This is a genomic window from Serpens gallinarum (genome assembly GCF_014836765.1).
Taxonomy (GTDB): Bacteria; Pseudomonadota; Gammaproteobacteria; order Pseudomonadales; family Pseudomonadaceae; genus Serpens; species Serpens gallinarum.
Genome location: NZ_JACSQG010000001.1, coordinates 538,334 through 558,054, shown reverse-complemented (window position 1 = coordinate 558,054; position 19,721 = coordinate 538,334). Strand labels below are relative to the sequence as shown.

Here is a 19,721-nt window from a genome sequence, read left to right as displayed (position 1 = left end):
ATTCACTCCGAGAGATGCGCCCGCGTCACTGCGCACGCCACTGAAATTCGCCGGTGCGCCTGCACCGGCATGCTCTGGCGCACTTGCGCCTGCGCGCTTTCATCGCGCTCGGCCACCAGCACTGCCTCACCCTGGGCCTGCTCGGCGAGCACGCTACCCCAAGGATCGACGATCGCCGAATGGCCAAAGGTTTCACGCGGCCCAGGATGTACACCGCCCTGCGCGGCGGCCAGCATGACGCACTGGGTTTCAATCGCCCGCGCGCGGATCAGCACATGCCAGTGCGCGGCGCCGGTTACAGCGGTGAAGGCGGCCGGCACGCTGATCAGTTCAGCACCTTGGGCACGCAGCGCGCCATACAGTTCGGGGAACCGCACGTCATAACACACCGTCATCCCCAGCCGTCCAACGGGCGTGTCCGCGACTACCACCTGATCACCGGCGGCATAGTCATCCGACTCACGATAGCGTCGACGATTATCGACCACATCGACATCGAACAGGTGCAATTTGTCGTAACGGGCCACCCGTTCGCCGCGGTCATCGACCAGCAGTGAACAAGCACGTGGCTTATCCCCGGGCCGATCGTCGGGCGGCAGCGGCAAGGTGCCAGCGACCACCCACAAACCAAGGTCGCGGGCTGTCTGACGCAACCATGGCAGAATCGGCCCGTGGCCTGCATGTTCGGCGCGTGCCAGCGACGCCAGGTCGGGATGGCCCATGCAGGCAAAGTTTTCCGGCAACACGGCCAGGCGTGCGCCCCGCTCCGCCGCCTGCTCAAGCAAGCGCCGTGCAACGACCAGATTGGCCGACACTTCGGCCTGGCTGACCATTTGAATTACGGCAAGGCTTAGCGGCTCCTTCATGGCGTTCCTGATTTGCGATCGACGGGTTTGCCGTAGGTGATTTGCGGGGACTGCACCGAGCCGCTGACCTCATACTCCACGCCAGCAAAGCGTGCGACGTGGTCGCCGAGCAGCCTGTCCACCAGAAACAGGGCGCCGCCAATGGCCGGCGCACCCGCGATCAACGCGGCCAGGGGCAGGTTATTGGTCAGCGGCAAGGTCACCAGCAGCGTGCCGTCTATGCGATCACGGGGCATGTCCAGCGTACCGGTGAACTCCAGGCCGGCAGAAGGCCCTGTCATCGTCAGTGGCTCTATGTTGGTATAGACCCCATTGCGCACCGCCAATACGCCTTTGACCCGATCATAGCTGAGACCTCGACCGAGCAGATCGGAGAAATCCAGACGCAGGCGCCGGCCAACGGCGTTGAAATTGAGCAAGCCGAACACGCGCAGCGCGGAAGCCGAGCCCTGCACTTCGGAAAATTGTCCTTTGCGCAAATCGGCGTTCAAGGTCCCGGATAGGGTATTCATGCTAAAGGCCGCGGGCGACCCTGGCCAATGAGCATCCGCATCGAGCCGGAAACGTTCACTGCTGGCGGTGGGTGCAAACCCCCAGGCCAGCAGCACGCGTCCTAGGTCCTCGCCCTGCAGACGGCCCTTGTACCAGGTGCGCGGTGCACCGGCCGCCATTTCCCAGCCCGCATCGCCGCCAATTTTCAGGCCTTTGAGGTTGAGATCCAGCTCCTGCAAGCGCAGCCCACTGGACGTGGGGCGAGCCTTGAATGCCCAGGCACCCAACGGGGAATCGCCTAGCATCACCTGACTGATCGTGAGGTCCAGCGCAGGCAGGTTGCGCGGGTCGATGTCCGCCAGCGGATCACGCCGCTGCGTCTCACCACTCGCCGCCGGTAGGCGCAGATGCTGCAGGTTGACTCCGATCGGCGCCTGCGGTGAATCCGGCAGACGGATGCTGCCAGCAATGCGTCGACTGTCCATCTCCACGCCCCAGGCGGCGCCATCACGCTTGAGGCGCAGCATCAGATCCTGCAGCTCCTGCCCAAAGCCGATAAAACGCTCGACATACAATTCGACTTGCAGAGGCAGCTGTCCCCCCTGTTCGGTCGCTTCGTCAAGGTAACGCTCGCGTACCGCTTGCCAGGCACTTACATCCAGTTCGGCCAGTTGCCCGCGCAACACAAAACCGGACTGCGCCGTCATCCGCGCCGGCCCCAGTCCCAGACGCATTTCGCCACGCAGCCGCTGCAGATCGTTGTCCGGCAGCGTCACAGCCAGACTGGCATCGGCGTAATCCAGCCAGTATTGACGCTCCTGACCACCTAGGCTCATGCGCCAGTCGGCATAGCGACTCTCGCGGGCGGTCTTGCCAAACGGCGCCGGCAGGTCGATGGCTACCCCTTGCAAGCTGGAGTCGACGCGCAACTGGCTGCGTTCACCGGCCAGCTGCAGGCGCAGGCGATACGGCAACCGTCCGCTGACCGGCAACGGCCGATCCACACTCAGCCAGTCGCTCAAGGTCTTGACCGGAATCTGCCCCTGCACATCCACCAGGGTTCGCTCAGGTCCTTCGCTGCTGATCTTGCCGCTCAGCCGCTGCCCCAGTGCCTGGGCTCGAACATTGCTCGCGCTCAGGCCGGCCTTGGTATCAAAGCGAAACGCGCCGGTTACTTCTCTGAGCTCCAACTCGGGTTGCGGCAGCCTGAGCCTGGCGCCTTGCGGGGCGAAGTCGACACGTACATACGGCGCGGGACCTTCGCCCAAGGCGATATCCAGATGCAGCTGGGCATCCACCGCGCCGCGCCCCGACCAGCCGGCAAAGGTTTCAGCGGTAGGCAAAGGTCCGTCCTGGAGGATTCTTAGTCCATCCTCGACGCTGCTGTGCAGATGGGCATCGAGCAGCAGATGCGCCGCCTGGCCGGGCTCGGCCCGTGGCACCCGCGCCTGAGCCTCCAGCACCTGGCTGTCCAGCAAGCGTCCATCGCTGATGGTGACGTTCACACCGCTGTCTTCAACGAACACTTCGCCACGTGCTTGCTGGAGGACTGGCCAGCCCGGCTGGTAGTCCAGTTCGGCATCGCGCACCTTGAAGTACAGGCTGAGCGTGCGGGCTCCCGGCTCGGCACCCTTGTTCAGCGAGCCCTGGTATTGAAAGAATCCCTGCTCAATGCTCCCGGCACGGATCGCCGTTTGCAGCCAGGTGGTCAATGCCGGACTGAGCGCCGGACTGCGCGAGGGCAAGTATTTGCCGGCGTAGCGGGCATTGCCGTCGCTCAGCCCGATGCGCAGATCCATGTAGTCTTCGGCCTCGGGGTCACGCTGCAGGCGGATCAGAAAATCACCCGCCAGCCGGCCTTCCTCGCCAACGACGCGCAGATACGGTGACCACAGGCTCAACGCCTCGTCGTCGAAACGCCAGTTCAGCCGGGCTTGGGCCTTACGGTAGCGCCACGGCTCGCTGAACAGCTGGTCCAGATGCAGCGCAAACCCATCGCTGTTCAGACGCAGCTCGCCCTCACGCAGGTCGCCTTCTACGCTACCGCTGACCTGTTCCGCTCCCGGCGCGCCGTGGTAAGGGTCAAACGCGACATCCGTCAGGTTGGCCGCGTAGCGCCAGCGGGCATGCGGCTCGGCGTCAGACTGGTAGGTGACCTGGAGATTGTGCAAGCGCCCACGTGGCTGCAAAGCCTCCAGCGCCACGGTCACGGCCTCGGGCAAGGGCGCCAGGGCACGCACGCTTTGCACCAATGGCGCGAGATCCAGACGATCAGCGGACATCCGCAGGGCCTGCGCCTGTTGGTCGATCAACAGTTTCGCCGGCCCCCAGCGCGTACCATTTAGGGTAGCCGCCAGCGAATCGATCAACAGCCGACGGCCTTGCTCGGTGCGCTGCATGTACAGGTTGAAGCTCAGGTCTTCCAGGTGCAGCGCAGGATGTTCTGCATAGCCGGCCACCACGCTCGGCGCATGCCAGCGGACCACCGCATGCTGCAGATCCCGCTCTGCCCAGTTCAGCCAGATTTCCCCGCCGGCGCGCAGCTGCTGTGTGTGCCACTGCGCGGTAAGTGCGCGAGGCAACCAGCGCGACCAATCGCTCTGCGGCAAACGCAGGTACAGATCAAGCTGGGCATCGCGCCAGGTTGCAGGTCGCAGCCGGCTGTTCAGTTGCCAGGTCAGCGGCTGGCCATCAGGTAGCAGCACGCGTCCATCCAACCGCTTACGCCCACCGCCGCTATCAGTCAGGCTGAGATTCAGATAATTAAGGCTGAGCGGCTGTTCGCCCTGGGCGTGCAGCACCACTTGGCTGTTCATCACTGTGACCTGGGGAAAGCGCCGCAGCTGGCGCAACCAGGGTTCCGGATCCAGCACGCCGGTACTCTCCTGATGGGGCAGGCCCTGCAGCCGCCAGCGACCCTCGGCATCCTGACGTACGATCAGTTGCAGACCGCCCACGGTGAGACCGGCCAGGCGTGGCTGCCAATTCAACAGACTGCCAAGCAAATCCGGACGTACCCGTACACTGTCCAGGCGAATTTCCTGTCCTGGCACGCCAACGACCACATCGCGAGCCACCAGCTCCGGCGCGAAGCTTCGCCAATGTCCCTCCAGGCGGCCTATGCTCAGCGGCATGTGCAGTGCCTCTTCGGCGCGGTCCTGAAGCTCGTCGCGGTACTCGGCCACCAGTGGCATCAGTTCCCGGCCGAGGCTGACGTAGAACGCCGCCAGCACCAGCAGTACGGCAAATATCACCAGACCCCAGCGCAGCAGCCCGGTGAACAGTCGCAACAGTAGCATCATGACGGCTCAGCCACCTTCAGAGCAGGACCACATCGTATTGCTCTTGCGAATACATGGCCTCGACCTGAAACTTGATTGTGCGGCCAATGAAGGCTTCAAGATCGGCGACATTGCCCGACTCCTCATCAAGCAGTCGATCAACTACTTTCTGCTCGGCCAGCACCAGATAGCCTTCGGCCTGGAACGCGCGCGCCTCGCGTAAAATCTCCCGAAAAATCTCGTAGCAGATGGTTTCCGGGGTTTTCAGCTTGCCACGCCCCTGACAGCTGGCGCAGGGTTCACAAAGAATCTGTTCGAGGCTTTCGCGGGTGCGCTTGCGCGTCATCTGTACCAGACCCAGCTCAGTGATGCCGATGATGTTGGTCTTGGCGTGATCGCGCTCCACCTGCTTCTCCAGGGTGCGCAACACCTGGCGACGATGCTCTTCGTCCTCCATGTCGATGAAGTCGATGATGATGATCCCGCCCAGATTGCGCAGGCGCAGCTGACGGGCGATGGACATGGCTGCTTCGAGGTTGGTCTTGAAGATCGTTTCTTCCAGGGTACGATGACCGACGAAGGCGCCGGTATTGACGTCGATGGTGGTCATCGCCTCGGCCGGGTCGACGATCAGATAACCGCCGGACTTGAGCAGGACCTTGCGTTCCAGGGCCTTCTGAATCTCGTCTTCGACCCCATACAGATCGAAGATCGGTCGCTCACCGGGATAATGCTCGAGACGGTCAGCAATTTCCGGCATCAGCTCAACCACGAACTGACTCACCTTCTGGAAGGTTTCCCGCGAGTCGATGCGGATCTTCTCGATGCGTGGATGCACGAGGTCGCGCAGGGTGCGCAGCGCCAGGGGTAGATCCTCGTAGATCACTGACGGCGCCGAGGCGGTTTGCGTCTGTCCGCCGATCTGGTCCCACAACCGGTGCAGGTAGCGGATGTCCGCGAGGATCTCATCGCTTCCGGCCCCTTCCGCAGCGGTGCGCAGGATGAAGCCGCCGCTTTGCTGAATGCCCTCGATCGCCACGCAATCGGCCACCACCTGCTTGAGGCGCTCGCGCTCGTCTTCCCCCTCGATCTTCAGGGATATGCCGACATGGCTGGTACGCGGCATGTACACCAGGTAGCGCGAGGGAATCGACAGGTGGGTGGTCAGCCGTGCGCCTTTGCTGCCGATAGGATCCTTTGTGACCTGCACAACCAGGCTCTGCCCATCATGCACCAGCGCGCTGATCGGCTCGACCGCGCTGCCTTCGCGGGTGGAGATTTCCGAGGCATGGATGAACGCCGCACGTTCCAGGCCAATATCGACGAACGCCGCCTGCATCCCGGGCAGCACCCGAACAACCTTGCCTTTGTAAATATTGCCCACGATGCCGCGCTTTTGTGTGCGCTCGACGTGCACTTCCTGCAGCACGCCATTTTCCACCACCGCAACGCGCGACTCCATTGGCGTGATGTTGATCAGTATTTCTTCGCTCATGGCCGTTTCCCGTTAAAGACATTCAAGGTCGGTCTTGTCGCGCCCGGCCCTGTTGCGCATTTCCATTGCCAGCCTATCGCCTTCAGCGCGTGTCGCTCCAGCATTGCATACCGAATTCTTCCAACAGTTGTGCGGTCTCGCAGAGCGGCAAGCCCACCACACCCGAGTAGCTGCCCTGCAGTTCTCGGACAAAGACGGCGCCCAATCCCTGAATGGCATAGCCGCCGGCCTTGTCGGCCGGCTCACCGCTGTCCCAATACCGTTCGGCTTCGACAGTCGAAACGGGACGAAAACACACTCGGCTCTCGCTTAGGCGCACCTCGCAGCGCGCACGGTCGGCGAGCGCGATGGCCGTCAAGACGCGGTGCTCACGTCCCGATAAAGCGCCTAGCATCTCCAGGCCCTGCTTTCGATCAGCCGGCTTGCCCAGTATTCGCCCATCCAGCACTACCGTGGTATCCGCCCCCAGCACACAAGCCTTGGGATCTTCGCTACGCGCCAGCGCAGCCAGCGCCTTGGCGTGCGCCAAGCGTTGCACGTACGCCCGCGCTTCTTCGCCCGGCAAGACGCTTTCATCAATATCGACGGACAGGACGGAGAACGGCACGCCGATCTGGGTGAGCAGTTCACGGCGCCTGGGCGACGCCGAGGCAAGAATCAGCGCAGGCATGCCGAATCCTTAAAAACAGTTGAGGTTGGATTGCGCTGAAATCAGGCGCGCGAATTTCGCGACCAAGGGTCGCATATCCCTGGGGGTGCCGGAACCCGCAAAGCGCAACTTTCAGGGTTCAGCGGGCTATATCGGCCAGATTACGGAGGAACTTCAGCGTACGTTAAAGCGCAGCCGCAGCCATTGCATGGCCAGGAACAACCAGAACCAGAGCACTGCGCTGACCAAGACAGGAATGAGGAACAGCAAGGTCGGCGGGCGATTGCCGGTCAGCGTGTTGAGCCACAACTGCACCAACTGCGCCAGACCGAAAATGACCAACAGCACGGTTGCCTGCTGCCAGAGGGGAAACATGCGCAGCCGCTGCTGCAAGCTGAGCACGAGAAAAACCACCAGCACCAGCGGCAGGCCGTGCTGCCCGAGTAACGAGCCGGAGAGCACATCCACCGCCAGGCCAAAGCCCCAGGCCATCGCCATACCGCCGCGATGGGGCAAGGCCAACGCCCAGTAGGCAACTACCAAGGCCAACCATAGAGGACGGGCGAGATCCAGGGTACTGGGCAGCGGCGCCATGCTCAGCAGCAGGGCCAGCACCATGGTCGTCCAGATCACCCAGCCATTGTTGGGGCGCTCGGACATCATGGTTGAGGCTCCTGTTCATCGGCCACAGGCTCTGCGGGCTTGGAGCCTGCAGGCCCTGGCGCGACCGGCTCGGAGAGTTTGCCATCCGCCCGCAACTGGGCTTCCGCTGCGGCGCTGGCGCGCTCCTCCGGGCTGCGCGAGTCATTGAAAACCAGCAACAGATAGCGGCTGCGGTTAAGCATCGCTGTAGGTTCCGCACGTACCTGCAGGAAAGGCTGACCGCTGTCGTGATTGACTTCCTTGATCTGCGCCACCGGGTAGCCGGCCGGGAAGCGCTGGCCCAACCCGGAACTCACCAGCAAGTCGCCCACTTTAATATCCGCGGTTTCCGCAACATGGCGCAGTTCCAGGTATTCGGTGTTGCCGGTGCCGGACGCAATGGCCCGCAAGCCGTTGCGATTGATCTGGACCGGAATGCTGTGTGTGACATCGGTGATCAGCAGTACCCGTGAAAAATAGGGCATCACCTCCACCACCTGCCCCATCAGGCCACTGGCATCCAGCACTGGCTGACCGACAAACACACCATCGCGGGCGCCTTTGTCGATAATGATGCGCTGGGTGAAAGGATTAGGGTCCAGGCCAATGAGTTCGCCAACGATGACCTTGTCGTCCACCAGCGCGGAGGAGTTGAGCAGTTCACGCAGTCGTACGTTCTGCTCAGTGAGCGTGGCCAGCTTTTGCAGTCGGCGTTGCAGCAGCAAGGCTTCAGCCTTGAGCTTCTGGTTTTCCGCCAGCAACTCGCTGCGACTGGCAAATTGCTCGCTGATGCCTTCCCAGGCGCGCAACGGCAGGTCAGTAATCCAGTAGACCGGCGTGAGAATCAGGCCCAGCTGACTGCGCACCGGCTTGAGCGCATCGAAACGGGCATCCACCACCATCAGCACAGCCGAAAGCACGGTGAACGCCAGCAGGCGTACACTCAGCGACGGACCCTTGGCGAATAATGGTTTTATGGCTCGCTCCTCACAACGGCAGGCTCCAGGCGGCGAATCTCAGGCAAGGCAGAGCAAGCCTGAAACCGCCGGCGCGGCGTGGAGCCTTATTCCGTGGACAGCAGGTCCATGGAGTGACGATCCATCATCTCCAGCGCACGACCACCGCCCCGCGCCACGCAGGTCAGCGGCTCTTCGGCGATGATCACCGGCAGCCCGGTTTCCTGGGAGAGCAGCTTGTCCAGATCGCGCAACAGCGCGCCACCGCCAGTCAGCACTAGACCGCGCTCGGCAATGTCCGAAGCCAGTTCCGGCGGGGATTGCTCCAACGCGCTCTTCACCGCCTGGACGATAGTCGCCAAGGACTCCTGCAGTGCTTCGAGCACTTCATTGGAGTTGAGGGTAAAGCTGCGCGGTACACCTTCAGCCAGATTACGGCCACGCACATTCATTTCGCGCACTTCACCGCCCGGGAAGGCCGTGCCGATTTCCTGCTTGATGCGCTCGGCGGACGATTCGCCGATCAGGCTGCCGTAGTTGCGGCGCACGTAGGTGACGATGGCTTCGTCGAAACGGTCGCCACCGACACGCACGGACTCGGCGTAGACCACCCCGTTCAGAGAAATCAGGGCGATTTCGGTGGTGCCGCCACCGATGTCGACGACCATCGAACCACGGGCTTCTTCAACCGGCAGGCCGGCACCGATGGCAGCGGCCATCGGTTCCTCGATCAGAAATACTTCGCGCGCGCCGGCACCCAGGGCCGACTCACGAATCGCGCGGCGCTCGACCTGAGTGGATTTGCACGGTACGCAGATCAGCACACGCGGACTGGGTTGCAGGAAGCTATTTTCATGCACCTTGTTGATGAAGTACTGGAGCATTTTTTCGCAGACGCTGAAGTCGGCGATCACCCCATCCTTCATCGGGCGGATGGCATTGATGTTGCCCGGCGTACGACCGAGCATGCGCTTGGCTTCGGTGCCCACTGCAACCACACTTTTCTGATTGCCGCTGCTGCGAATGGCTACGACAGAGGGTTCGTCAAGCACGATGCCGCGTTCGCGCACATAAATCAGGGTATTGGCTGTGCCCAGGTCGATCGAGAGATCGCTGGAAAACATGCCACGCAGTTTCTTGAACATTGGACAGGGACCCTAGGGCAACGCGTGGGGAAAAGAGCGCCGACTCTAACAATGACGAGGATTTTGGGCAAGGCTCCCTCTGTGTTAGATTGCCAGGCCATATCAGGCCGCAGGGCCTGCGAACACGGCTTTTAGCAGAGGCTCGAGCGCTTCAGGCAAGGCAAACCGGACAAGGCGACCTGTTAGAGACCCCCGTCCCGCCCCTAACAATGCACCCCGGAAACCTTTTTTCACACGGTGCATTGGCGGATCAGCCAGGCGACGCCGCACCTGTATCGAAAACTCTGCCAGACGAAACCGCTGCTCGTTCTAGTCTGACTTTTTTGCTGCTTTATCTGGAGACTCCCGATGGCGCTCGAACGCTCCGACGTGGAAAAGATCGCCCATTTGGCCCGTTTAGGCCTGGATGAGGCGGAACTTCCCCGCACCACTGAGACCCTCAACAGCATTCTCGGCCTGGTCGATGCCATGCAGGCCGTCGATACCCAAGACGTTGAGCCGCTGGCCCACCCCTTGGAGGCCACGCAACGCCTGCGCGCCGACCTGGTCGCCGAGGAAAACCACCGCGACGCTTACCAGGCGATCGCCCCGGCCGTGGAAAGCGGCTTGTATCTCGTGCCAAAAGTTATCGAATAAGGGTTTCCCATGCACCAACTGACCCTGGCCGAAATCGCCCGCGCGCTGGCCGCCAAGCAATTCTCCGCCGAAGAGCTGAGTCGCGACCTGCTGGCCCGCATCCGGCAACTCGACCCACAACTGAACAGCTTCATCACGGTTACCGAAGACCTGGCTCTGGAGCAAGCCAAAGCCGCCGACAGCCGGCGCGCCGCCGGTGAAACCGGCACCTTGCTCGGCGCGCCGATTGCCCACAAGGACTTGTTCTGCACCCAGGGCATTCGCACCAGCTGCGGCTCGAAGATGCTCGACAACTTCCAGGCGCCCTATAACGCCACCGTGGTGGAGAAACTCGCCGCCGCAGGCACCGTGACCCTCGGCAAGCTGAACATGGACGAGTTCGCCATGGGCTCCTCCAACGAATCCAGCTTCTATGGCGCGGTGAAAAATCCCTGGAACCTGGAACGCGTGCCTGGCGGCTCGTCCGGCGGTTCCGCCGCAGCTGTCGCGGCGCGCCTGGTCCCGGCCGCTACCGGCACCGACACCGGCGGCTCGATCCGCCAGCCGGCAGCGCTGACCAACCTCACCGGCCTCAAGCCCACCTATGGCCGCGTCTCCCGCTGGGGCATGATTGCCTACGCTTCCAGCCTCGACCAGGGCGGTCCGATTGCCCGCACCGCCGAGGACTGCGCCCTGCTGCTGCAGGCCATGGCCGGTTTCGACACCAAGGATTCCACCAGTGTCGAGCAGCCGCTGGACGATTACCTCGCGGCCCTTAGCCAGCCGCTGGCCGGTTTACGCATCGGCTTGCCGAAGGAGTATTTCAGCGCTGGCCTGGATGCGCGTATCGCCGAAAAGGTGATGGCCGTGGTCGAGGAGCTGAAAAAACTCGGCGCCACGGTGAAGGACATATCCCTGCCGAACATGCAGCACGCCATTCCTGCCTACTACGTGATCGCCCCAGCCGAGGCCAGCTCTAACCTGTCGCGTTTTGACGGCGTGCGCTTCGGCTACCGCTGCGAGAACCCGGTCAATCTCGAAGACCTGTACAAGCGCTCGCGCGGTGAAGGCTTTGGCGCCGAAGTGAAGCGCCGCATCATGGTGGGCACCTACGCCCTGTCGGCCGGCTACTACGACGCCTACTACCTCAAGGCGCAGAAGATTCGCCGCCTGATCAAGAACGACTTCGTCGCCGCCTTCAACGAGGTCGACGTGATTCTTGGCCCGACCACGCCCAACCCGGCCTGGAAGCTGGGCGAGAAAACCAACGATCCTGTGTCGGCCTATCTGGAAGACATCTACACCATCACCGCCAACCTGGCCGGTATTCCCGGCCTGTCGATGCCGGCCGGCTTCGTCGATGGCTTGCCGGTGGGCGTGCAGCTGCTGGCGCCCTACTTCCAGGAATCTCGCCTGCTCAACGTGGCGCATCAGTATCAACAGGTCAGCGACTGGCACCAGCGCGCTCCCGAAGGTTTTTGAGGACTAAACAGATGCAATGGGAAACCGTGATCGGGCTGGAAATCCACGCCCAGCTCAGCACCCAGTCGAAGATCTTCTCCGCCAGTGCCACCACCTTTGGGGCCGAGCCCAACACCCAGGCCAGCCTGGTTGACCTGGGGATGCCCGGCACCCTGCCGGTGCTGAATGCCGAAGCGGTACGCATGGCGTGCAAGTTCGGCCTGGCCATCGACGCCGAGATCGCCGAAAAGAACGTTTTTGCACGCAAGAATTACTTTTACCCGGACCTGCCCAAGGGCTACCAGACCAGCCAGATGGACCTGCCCATCGTCGGCAAGGGCCACCTGGACATCACCCTGGAAGACGGCACGATCAAGCGTGTCGGCATCACCCGCGCGCACCTGGAAGAAGACGCCGGCAAGAGCCTGCACGAAGACTTCCACGGCATGAGCGGCATCGACCTCAACCGTGCCGGCACGCCGCTCTTGGAAATCGTTTCTGAGCCGGATATCCGTTCGGCCAAGGAAGCCGTCGCCTACGTCAAGGCCATGCATTCCCTGGTGCGCTACCTGGGCATTTGCGACGGCAACATGGCCGAAGGTTCGCTGCGCTGCGACTGTAACGTTTCGGTGCGCCCAAAAGGTCAGGCCGAATTCGGCACGCGCGCCGAGATCAAGAACGTCAACTCGTTCCGCTTCATCGAAAAGGCCATCAACCACGAAGTGCAGCGTCAGATCGAACTGATCGAGGACGGCGGCACCGTGGTGCAGGAAACCCGCCTGTACGATCCGAACAAAGATGAAACCCGTTCGATGCGCAGCAAGGAAGAAGCCAACGACTACCGTTACTTCCCCTGCCCTGACCTGCTGCCGGTCGTGATCGAGCAAAGCTTCCTCGATGAGCTGCGCGCCGAGCTGCCCGAGCTGCCACCGCAGAAGCGCGAACGCTTCGAGCGCGAATTCGGCCTCTCCGCCTACGACGCTTCGGTGCTGTCCGCCAGCCGCGAGCTGGCTGACTACTTCGAAGCTGTCCAGCAAGTCTGCGGCGACGCCAAGCTGGCCGCCAACTGGGTGATGGGCGAGCTGTCCAGTCTGCTCAATAAGGAAGGCCTGGATATCGAACAGTCCCCGGTCTCCGCCGCACAGCTGGGCGGCATGATCCAGCGCATTCAGGACAACACCATCAGCGGCAAGCTGGCCAAGATGGTGTTCGAGGCACTGGCTGCCGGTGAAGGCGCCTCCGCCGATGAGATCATCGAGAACAAGGGCCTCAAGCAGGTCACCGACGTCGGCGCCATCGAGGCCATGCTCGATGAGGTGCTGGCCGCCAACGCTGAGCAGGTCGAGCAGTACCGAGCCAGCGATGAGGCCAAGCGTGGCAAAATGTTCGGTTTCTTCGTCGGCCAGGCCATGAAAGCCTCCAAAGGCAAGGCCAACCCCGGTCAAGTGAACCAATTGCTGAAGAAAAAGCTCGAAAGCTGATACCTCAGCCGCATGCGGCCCATATGCGCGTCGACTGCACGTCGCTAAGCCTGACTGGTTGCGACGTGCAGGGCGCCGCCTCGGTGCCGCCCCCGGAGTTTCCATGCGTTTAGTCCTGCTCTTTACCCTCTCGCTGTTTGCTGCCTGCTCCAACCCCATGCACGGCTCTTTGTTCCCCCCAGAGGCAAGTGCCACGGGCATCAAAGGCCAGCTGAAGACCCGCGAAGGCAAAGCCTCCTGGTACGGCAAGCGCTTCCACGGCAAGAAAACCGCCAGCGGTGAACCCTTCAATCAACATGCACTGACTGCCGCCCATCGCAGCCTGCCGTTTGGCACGCTGGTACGGGTTACCAACCTGGCCAACAAGCGCAGTGTGGTGGTGCGCATCAACGATCGCGGTCCCTATGTCGGCAGCCGAGTCATTGATGTATCGCGCAAGGCTGCCGAAAAGCTCGGCATGCTCGACCGGGGCGTGGCGCCGGTGCGCCTACAGCGCCTGAACCACTAGCAGCCTGTCTGGTTAGTTCAATTGGCTAAATTTTCGGCGCCCAAGGTCCGATATTGCGCTGCATCTTCGCCATAGCCTGCTTTGACTCATCGCAGCGCCGTGCTCTTAGAACCCGGTTAGCCGAACTGAATTAATCAACTCGCGTACCGGCCACTAGACTTGGATCGGTCGTCGCTTCGTTGACGCACCCCTAACCCCTTCTTTTCTCCTCGCGGCGCAGCGCGCCCAGGCCTGGAGTCTTTTTGCCCATGCCCTTGACGCTCTTGATGCTTATCCCAGCGGGCTTGCTGCTGCTGGCGGTCGGGGCCCACCTGATAGTGAGCAGCGCCAGCCGTCTGGCCAGGTGGCTGCGCATTCCGCCGCTGGTGATTGGCCTGACGGTGGTGGCCTTCGGCACCAGTGCCCCGGAGCTGACCGTCAGCCTGCGCTCGGCCCTCAATGGGCAAGGCGATATCGCCGTCGGCAATGTGCTGGGCAGCAACATCTTCAACGTACTGGTGATTCTTGGTCTGTGCGCACTGATCGCGCCCCTGCAGGTTCGCCGACAGCTTGTACGCCTCGACGTGCCTCTGATGATCGGAGCCAGCCTGCTCGCCTGGCTGCTCGCCCTGGACCAGCATTACAGCCTGCTTGACGGACTCGTGCTGGTCGCCTGCCTGCTGGGCTACCTGGCGGCGCTCTATGTGCATGCTCGCAAAGGCGCCGCCATCCAGCCGCAGCCGGCATCTGCGCCTGCCGCGCAAGAAACCCACGCCTCGGCGCTCAAGGCTGTGCTCAGCATGCTGGCCGGGCTGGGCTTGCTGGTGGTCGGCGCCGACTGGCTGATCACCGGAGCCGTGGCGCTGGCACGAACCTTGGGCCTGTCCGAACTGATCATCGGCCTGACCCTGGTGGCAGCCGGCACGTCGTTACCAGAGCTGGCCACCTCGGTGTTTGCCGCGCTCAGGAACGAGCGCGACATCGCCGTCGGCAACATCGTTGGCAGTATTCTATTCAATTTGTTGGGTGTGCTGGGCCTGAGTGCGCTGGCCGCGCCGGGCCTGTCGGTGTCGCCTAACGCTCTGGCGTTCGATTTCCCGGTAATGACCGCCGTGGCGGTAGCTTGCTTGCCGGTGTTCTTTGCCGGCTACCGCATCAGCCGCTGGGAAGGACTGCTGTTTCTCGGCTATTACCTGGCCTACATCCTTTATCTGGCGCTGTTTACCACGGGCCAGCCGCTGGCACGCACATTCGCCACTGCCATGCTCGGCTATGCCGTACCGCTAACCATCGTGACCCTGCTGATCGTCGCCGCCCGTGCCTGGCGGCGACAACGCAAGTAATTTTAAACGGCCGGTCAGCCCGCGCGGCGCAGCATCCACACCCCGGCAATTCCGCACACCATGGCCGGCAACACCACGGCGAGCAACGGTGGAAAACCGAACACCAGGCTCGACGGCCCGAGCAGGTCCTGAACAATACGAAACACAAAACCCACCAGCACGCCGGTGAAAATCCGCTGACCCAAGGTAACCGAGCGTAGTGGCCCAAAGATGAAGGAAATCGCCATCAAGACCAGCGCGGCCGTGACCAGAGGCTGCAGCACCTTGACCCAGAAGGCCAGCCAATAGCGGCCGCTGTTCAGGCCTTGCTCATTGAGGTAGCGGGCGTAATTCCAAAGTCCAGTGATCGACAAGGCGTCCGGTGACATCACCACCGTGCTGAGCAGTTGCGGCGTCAGCTCAACATCCCAGCGCTCGCTGGCGGTTTTGTTCACGCGGGTTTCACGCTCGGCAAACTCGGTGGTCACCACATCATCCAGCTGCCAGTAATCGTCGTGGTATTGCGCACGGCGGGCAAAACTGGCAGTTTCCAGACGGCGCTCATCGTCGAAGCGGTAACGCGTCACGCCCAACAGCACGCCACCGGGCTGCACAGCGTTGATGTGCACGTACTCGTCGCCCTGACGGTGCCAGAGCCCGTGCTTGGAGGTTTGCGCCTCTCCGCCACCTTGGGCCAGATCGCGATTAGCCTGGGCGACAGTTTCTGTCCAGGGCATGACGTATTCGCCAATCACCACACCCAGCATCATCAGCAGCAGCATGGGCTTCATCACTGCCCAGACGATCCGTCCCAGGGAGACGCCGGAGGCGCGCATGATGGTCAGCTCGCTGTTGCTGGCCAGCGTGCCGAGGCCGACCAGGCAGCCAATCAGACCGGCCATGGGCAGCATTTCGTAGAGCCGACGCGGCGACGTCAGCAACACATAGCTGAGCGCATCGAGCAGCGTGTAGGTTTCGGAGATGTCGCCCAGCTCGTCGATAAAGGCGAACAAGATGGCCAGGCCAACGATGATCCCCAGCACGGCAATGATTGCGAACAGCACACTGCTGCCGATGTAGCGGTCCAGCTTAACCACGCGCCACCTCCCGTTTTGCCGCGCGCCAGGACGCCCATTTCAGCTGCATTGTTTCCCAGTACAGCAAGGCCAGGCCGATGGACAGGAACAGGCCATGCACCCACCAAAGGCCCAGCCAGGCCGGAATCCGGCTCTTTTCCAGCGAGCCACGCATCGCGATCAGCAAGGCCAGATAGCTCATGTACAGCAAGATGGCCGGCAACAGTTTCAAGTAGCGTCCCTGGCGCGGATTGACCTTGGCCAGCGGCACCGCCAACAGCGTTACCACGAACACCAGCAGCGGCAGCGAGAAGCGCCACTGCAGCTCCGCCACATATTTGGGGTTATTACTGTTGAACAGTTGCGCGGTGGGCACCGCCTCGATGGCCGTGACCTCTTGGCGAATTTCCGGCTTGGGCATCAGCACGCCATAGGTGTCGTATTGAATGGCCCGGTAATCCGCCTCCCCTGGGTTGCCATCGTAGCGATAGCCATTCTCCAGAATCAGGTAGCGACTGCCGTCGGGCTGGATTTCCTGGCGACCGCTCTCGGCGACCAGCACGGTAATGCCCTTCTCCTTCGACTTGTCGCCGGAGAAGCGTTTTTCGCTGATGAAAATGCCGCCCAGTTCACTGCGGTCATCCGACAGCTCCTGGGCATAGGTCACCCGCGAACTGCCACCGCGCATGGACTGGAAGCGCCCCGGCACCAGGGTATCGAATTCGGTCAGCGAGTCCTGGGTATTGAAGATCCGCCACGACGCCGTGACCCCTTGCGGCGCCAACCCCAAGCTCAGCCAGGCGACCAGCAGCGCAACCAGCGTGGCCGGGCCGAAGCTATACAGCAGCAGGCGTTGCGGACTCATGCCGGTGGCCGACAGCACGGTCATTTCGCTTTCCAGGTACAGCCGTCCATAGGCCAACAAAATGCCCAGGAACAGGCCGAGCGGCAGGATCAACTGCAAGAAGCCGGGCATGCGGTAAAGCATGATGTACATCAGCACGTCAGGGTCGAGAATGCCCTGCGCCGCCTGGGCCAAATACTTGATGAAGCGACCGCTCATGATGATGACCAGCAGCACGGCACTCACGGCGCTCAGGGTGATCAACAGTTCGCGGGACAAATAGCGGAAGACGATCAAACCGCACACTCCAGGGTTGTCAGGCTCGGGCGGCAACGCTCACACTAGCCGCTTTATGGCCAGCCCGCCGGCAGGCGGACCACTGAAAACAGCCGGCTATTATCCTGCAAAGCCGGTTCTTTGTCTTGGGGACACCACTGCATGGAATTCCTTGTCAACAACGCCCGTCCGGAAACCCTGAAAACTGCCACCCTCGTACTCACCATCGGCGAAGGGCGCCCACTGGGCGAACAGGCCCTGACGGTTGATACCCTCGCTGAAGGCGCTCTGAGCGCAGTGCTCAAGCGCGGCGACATGAGCGGCAAGCTGGGCCAGACCCTGCTGCTGCAAGGGCTGCCCAACCTGCAGGCCGAACGCATCCTGCTGGTAGGCCAAGGCAAGGAAGACTCCCTCAGCCCGAAGCAGTTCCGCACCTTGCTCGGTGCCACTCTGGGCGTACTCAAGCAACTCGGCGGCAACGATGCCACCCTGGCCCTTGACGATGTAACGGTCAAGGACCGTGACGCCTATGGACGTGCGCGTCTGGCCGTGGAGTGCTTGGCCGATGGCGGTTATGTCTTCGACCGTTTCAAGAGCGAAAAAGCCAAGCCGGTCCAGCTGCAAAAAATCGCCCTGTTGACCGACAAGACGCGCCAGGCCGATATCCAGCGCGCCATCAACCAGGGTCAAGCGATCGCCGCAGGCATGGCGCTGACCCGCGACCTGGGCAACCTGCCACCGAACCTGTGCCATCCGATTCACCTCGCCGAACAAGCCAAGACGCTGGCCCAGGAGCACAAGGGCCTCAAGGTCGAGGTGCTCGACGAACAACAGCTCAAGGAGCTGGGCATGGGCGCGTTCCTCGCCGTGGCCCAGGGCAGCGATCAGCCGCCGCGCCTGATCGTCCTTAACTACCAGGGCGCCAAGAAGAGCGAGCAACCCTACGCCCTGGTGGGCAAGGGCATCACCTTCGACACCGGCGGCATCAGCCTCAAGCCTGGCGCTGGCATGGATGAAATGAAATACGACATGTGCGGCGCCGCCAGCGTGCTTGGCACCTTCCGCGCCGTGCTGGAACTGCAACTGCCAATCAACCTGGTGGGCGTGCTGGCCTGCGCGGAAAACATGCCCAGCGGCGGTGCCACCCGTCCTGGCGACATCGTCACCACGATGAGCGGGCAGACCGTGGAAATCCTCAACACCGACGCCGAAGGCCGCCTGGTACTGTGCGATGCGCTGACCTACGTCGAGCGCTTCAAGCCGCGCGCGGTGATCGACATCGCCACCCTGACCGGCGCCTGCATCATCGCCCTGGGTCACCAGACCTCGGGCCTGCTGGGCAATGACGACGCGCTGATGCAGCAACTGCTGAGCGCCGGCGTCGCCGCCGACGACCGCGCCTGGCAGCTGCCGCTGTTTGATGACTATCAGGAGCAATTGGACAGCCCGTTCGCCGATATCGCCAACATCGGCGGTCGTCCTGCCGGTACCATCACCGCCGCCTGTTTCCTGGCGCGCTTCACCAAGAAGCTGTCCTGGGCGCATCTGGATGTCGCCGGCACCGCCTGGATCAGCGGCGGCAAGGACAAGGGCGCCACCGGCCGGCCGGTGCCCTTGCTGACCCAGTACCTGCTGGAGCGCAGCGGCGTCTGAATGCGCCGACGGTCCCTCCAACCGTCGTAATAATGGTGTCCGCCCTGCGCGGACACCGCGCCAGGTTTCATTGCTTCACTGACCGGAAACAGCATGCCCCGCATCGAGTTCTACGTGCTTCCCGACACCAGCCCTGAGCGCCGCCTGAGCGTCGCCTGCCAGCTGGCGCGCAAGGCGTGGCAAGCGGGGCTGCCCGTTTTCATGCGCTGTGTGGACGACGCGACCTGCGCCACGCTGGACGATCTGCTCTGGCGCTTTCGCGATGCCAGCTTCGTGCCCCACGACCTCTACGACGATAATCCGCACGCGCCCGTCGTGATCGGCATCGACTCGCCGCCCGCCACCCCCCAGGGCCTGCTGATCAACTTGCATCCGCAGCTGTCAGCCGACCTGGATCAGTTCAGCCGGGTCATCGAAATCGTTAATCAGTCACCTGAACTGCTCAACCTCTGTCGCGATAATTTTCGCGAATACCGCCGGCGCGGCTATTCTCCCCAACGTGTCGAACTTTGATCACGCATGCCGGAATATCCATGGACCGCAAGCCGCCGCAACGCCCCACGCACCTGCTCGATGATCTGGAATCGATCCGCAACCTGCTCGATGATAAAAATACCGAGCCACCGCTGCTGACCGACGTTCTGGATACCGACACCATTCCCCTGCTCTCGGATGTCGTCGGCCCGACCCAGACGCCACCCGCCTCCCTGCCACGCACGGCTGGTGCCACACCCAACAAAGCCCCGGCGACTAAAACCGCATCAACGCGGCCCGCCGAACGCCGTGACAATGACGAACTGCGCGCAGCCGCCGATCTGGTCATGCAGGAAGTGGTGCGCGAATACATGCCCAAGATCGAATTCGAGTTCAAGCGGCGCCTCAGGGAACGCATGGCGCACCTGATTCGTACGCCCAAGCCCTGACAACGACAGTCGCCGCCATGGGCACACCAGCAGTTTCGTAGGGCGGATGTCGCTGTT

General features: G+C 62.5%; 17 protein-coding genes. 8 read left to right on the top strand and 9 right to left on the bottom strand.

Annotated features, from left to right (window positions below; genetic code table 11):
• Positions 1–2: 2 nt before the first annotated feature.
• The 7 genes from H9642_RS02555 to mreB form a co-directional block, all read right to left on the bottom strand.
• The gene (locus H9642_RS02555; RefSeq protein ID WP_251834837.1) at positions 3–866 is read right to left on the bottom strand and encodes a carbon-nitrogen hydrolase family protein; all 864 of its coding nucleotides are present in this window, start codon (positions 864–866) and stop codon (positions 3–5) included.
• Positions 863–4,660, bottom strand: coding sequence for a YhdP family protein (locus H9642_RS02550; RefSeq protein WP_251834836.1), 3,798 nt, complete (start codon positions 4,658–4,660; stop codon positions 863–865). Before H9642_RS02550 ends, H9642_RS02555 begins: the two co-directional genes overlap by 4 nt.
• Positions 4,661–4,676: 16 nt before the next feature.
• On the bottom strand, positions 4,677–6,134 hold the full coding sequence (gene rng, locus H9642_RS02545; RefSeq protein ID WP_251834835.1) for a ribonuclease G: 1,458 nt from the start codon (positions 6,132–6,134) through the stop codon (positions 4,677–4,679).
• Between the two features lie 82 nt (positions 6,135–6,216).
• On the bottom strand, positions 6,217–6,804 hold the full coding sequence (locus H9642_RS02540; RefSeq protein ID WP_251834834.1) for a Maf family protein: 588 nt from the start codon (positions 6,802–6,804) through the stop codon (positions 6,217–6,219).
• Positions 6,805–6,957: 153 nt separating this feature from the next.
• Positions 6,958–7,446 (bottom strand): rod shape-determining protein MreD, encoded by a 489-nt coding sequence (gene mreD, locus H9642_RS02535; RefSeq protein ID WP_251834833.1) that lies wholly within the window; start codon positions 7,444–7,446, stop codon positions 6,958–6,960.
• Positions 7,443–8,402 carry a rod shape-determining protein MreC gene (gene mreC / locus H9642_RS02530; protein WP_350027852.1) on the bottom strand — a complete coding sequence of 320 codons (960 nt, stop codon included), beginning with the start codon at positions 8,400–8,402 and terminating at the stop codon, positions 7,443–7,445. The genes mreD and mreC overlap by 4 nt, the downstream gene beginning before the upstream one ends.
• Positions 8,403–8,488: 86 nt before the next feature.
• Positions 8,489–9,526, bottom strand: coding sequence for a rod shape-determining protein MreB (mreB, locus tag H9642_RS02525; RefSeq protein WP_251834832.1), 1,038 nt, complete (start codon positions 9,524–9,526; stop codon positions 8,489–8,491).
• Positions 9,527–9,874: 348 nt separating this feature from the next.
• Between mreB and gatC the strand changes: the two genes are divergently transcribed.
• The 5 genes from gatC (at position 9,875) to H9642_RS02500 (ending at position 14,913) form a co-directional block, all read left to right on the top strand.
• Positions 9,875–10,162, top strand: a complete 288-nt coding sequence (gatC, locus tag H9642_RS02520; RefSeq protein ID WP_251834831.1) for an Asp-tRNA(Asn)/Glu-tRNA(Gln) amidotransferase subunit GatC — start codon at positions 9,875–9,877, stop codon at positions 10,160–10,162.
• A gap of 9 nt (positions 10,163–10,171) precedes the next feature.
• Positions 10,172–11,623, top strand: coding sequence for an Asp-tRNA(Asn)/Glu-tRNA(Gln) amidotransferase subunit GatA (gene gatA / locus H9642_RS02515; protein WP_251834830.1), 1,452 nt, complete (start codon positions 10,172–10,174; stop codon positions 11,621–11,623).
• 11 nt (positions 11,624–11,634) lie between these two features.
• Positions 11,635–13,083, top strand: coding sequence for an Asp-tRNA(Asn)/Glu-tRNA(Gln) amidotransferase subunit GatB (gene gatB, locus H9642_RS02510; protein ID WP_251834829.1), 1,449 nt, complete (start codon positions 11,635–11,637; stop codon positions 13,081–13,083).
• Positions 13,084–13,186: 103 nt separating this feature from the next.
• Positions 13,187–13,591 carry a septal ring lytic transglycosylase RlpA family protein gene (locus H9642_RS02505; protein ID WP_251834828.1) on the top strand — a complete coding sequence of 135 codons (405 nt, stop codon included), beginning with the start codon at positions 13,187–13,189 and terminating at the stop codon, positions 13,589–13,591.
• A 248-nt stretch (positions 13,592–13,839) separates the two neighbouring features.
• Complete coding sequence (locus tag H9642_RS02500) at positions 13,840–14,913, top strand: calcium/sodium antiporter (RefSeq protein ID WP_251834827.1); 1,074 nt, start codon at positions 13,840–13,842, stop codon at positions 14,911–14,913.
• 14 nt (positions 14,914–14,927) lie between these two features.
• Here H9642_RS02500 and lptG read toward each other — a convergent pair whose 3' ends face one another.
• Positions 14,928–15,989 carry an LPS export ABC transporter permease LptG gene (lptG, locus tag H9642_RS02495; RefSeq protein WP_251834826.1) on the bottom strand — a complete coding sequence of 354 codons (1,062 nt, stop codon included), beginning with the start codon at positions 15,987–15,989 and terminating at the stop codon, positions 14,928–14,930.
• A complete protein-coding gene (lptF, locus tag H9642_RS02490) occupies positions 15,982–17,109 on the bottom strand; it encodes an LPS export ABC transporter permease LptF (protein WP_251834825.1) in 1,128 nt (375 codons plus the stop codon). The genes lptG and lptF overlap by 8 nt, the downstream gene beginning before the upstream one ends.
• 141 nt (positions 17,110–17,250) lie before the next feature.
• On the opposite strand from lptF, the gene H9642_RS02485 reads away from it, so the two are divergent.
• The 3 genes from H9642_RS02485 (at position 17,251) to H9642_RS02475 (ending at position 19,664) form a co-directional block, all read left to right on the top strand.
• On the top strand, positions 17,251–18,741 hold the full coding sequence (locus H9642_RS02485; protein WP_251834824.1) for a leucyl aminopeptidase: 1,491 nt from the start codon (positions 17,251–17,253) through the stop codon (positions 18,739–18,741).
• Between the two features lie 93 nt (positions 18,742–18,834).
• Positions 18,835–19,254 carry a DNA polymerase III subunit chi gene (locus H9642_RS02480; protein WP_251834823.1) on the top strand — a complete coding sequence of 140 codons (420 nt, stop codon included), beginning with the start codon at positions 18,835–18,837 and terminating at the stop codon, positions 19,252–19,254.
• A 20-nt stretch (positions 19,255–19,274) separates the two neighbouring features.
• Positions 19,275–19,664 (top strand): DNA polymerase III subunit chi, encoded by a 390-nt coding sequence (locus H9642_RS02475; protein WP_251834822.1) that lies wholly within the window; start codon positions 19,275–19,277, stop codon positions 19,662–19,664.
• Positions 19,665–19,721: the final 57 nt, after the last annotated feature.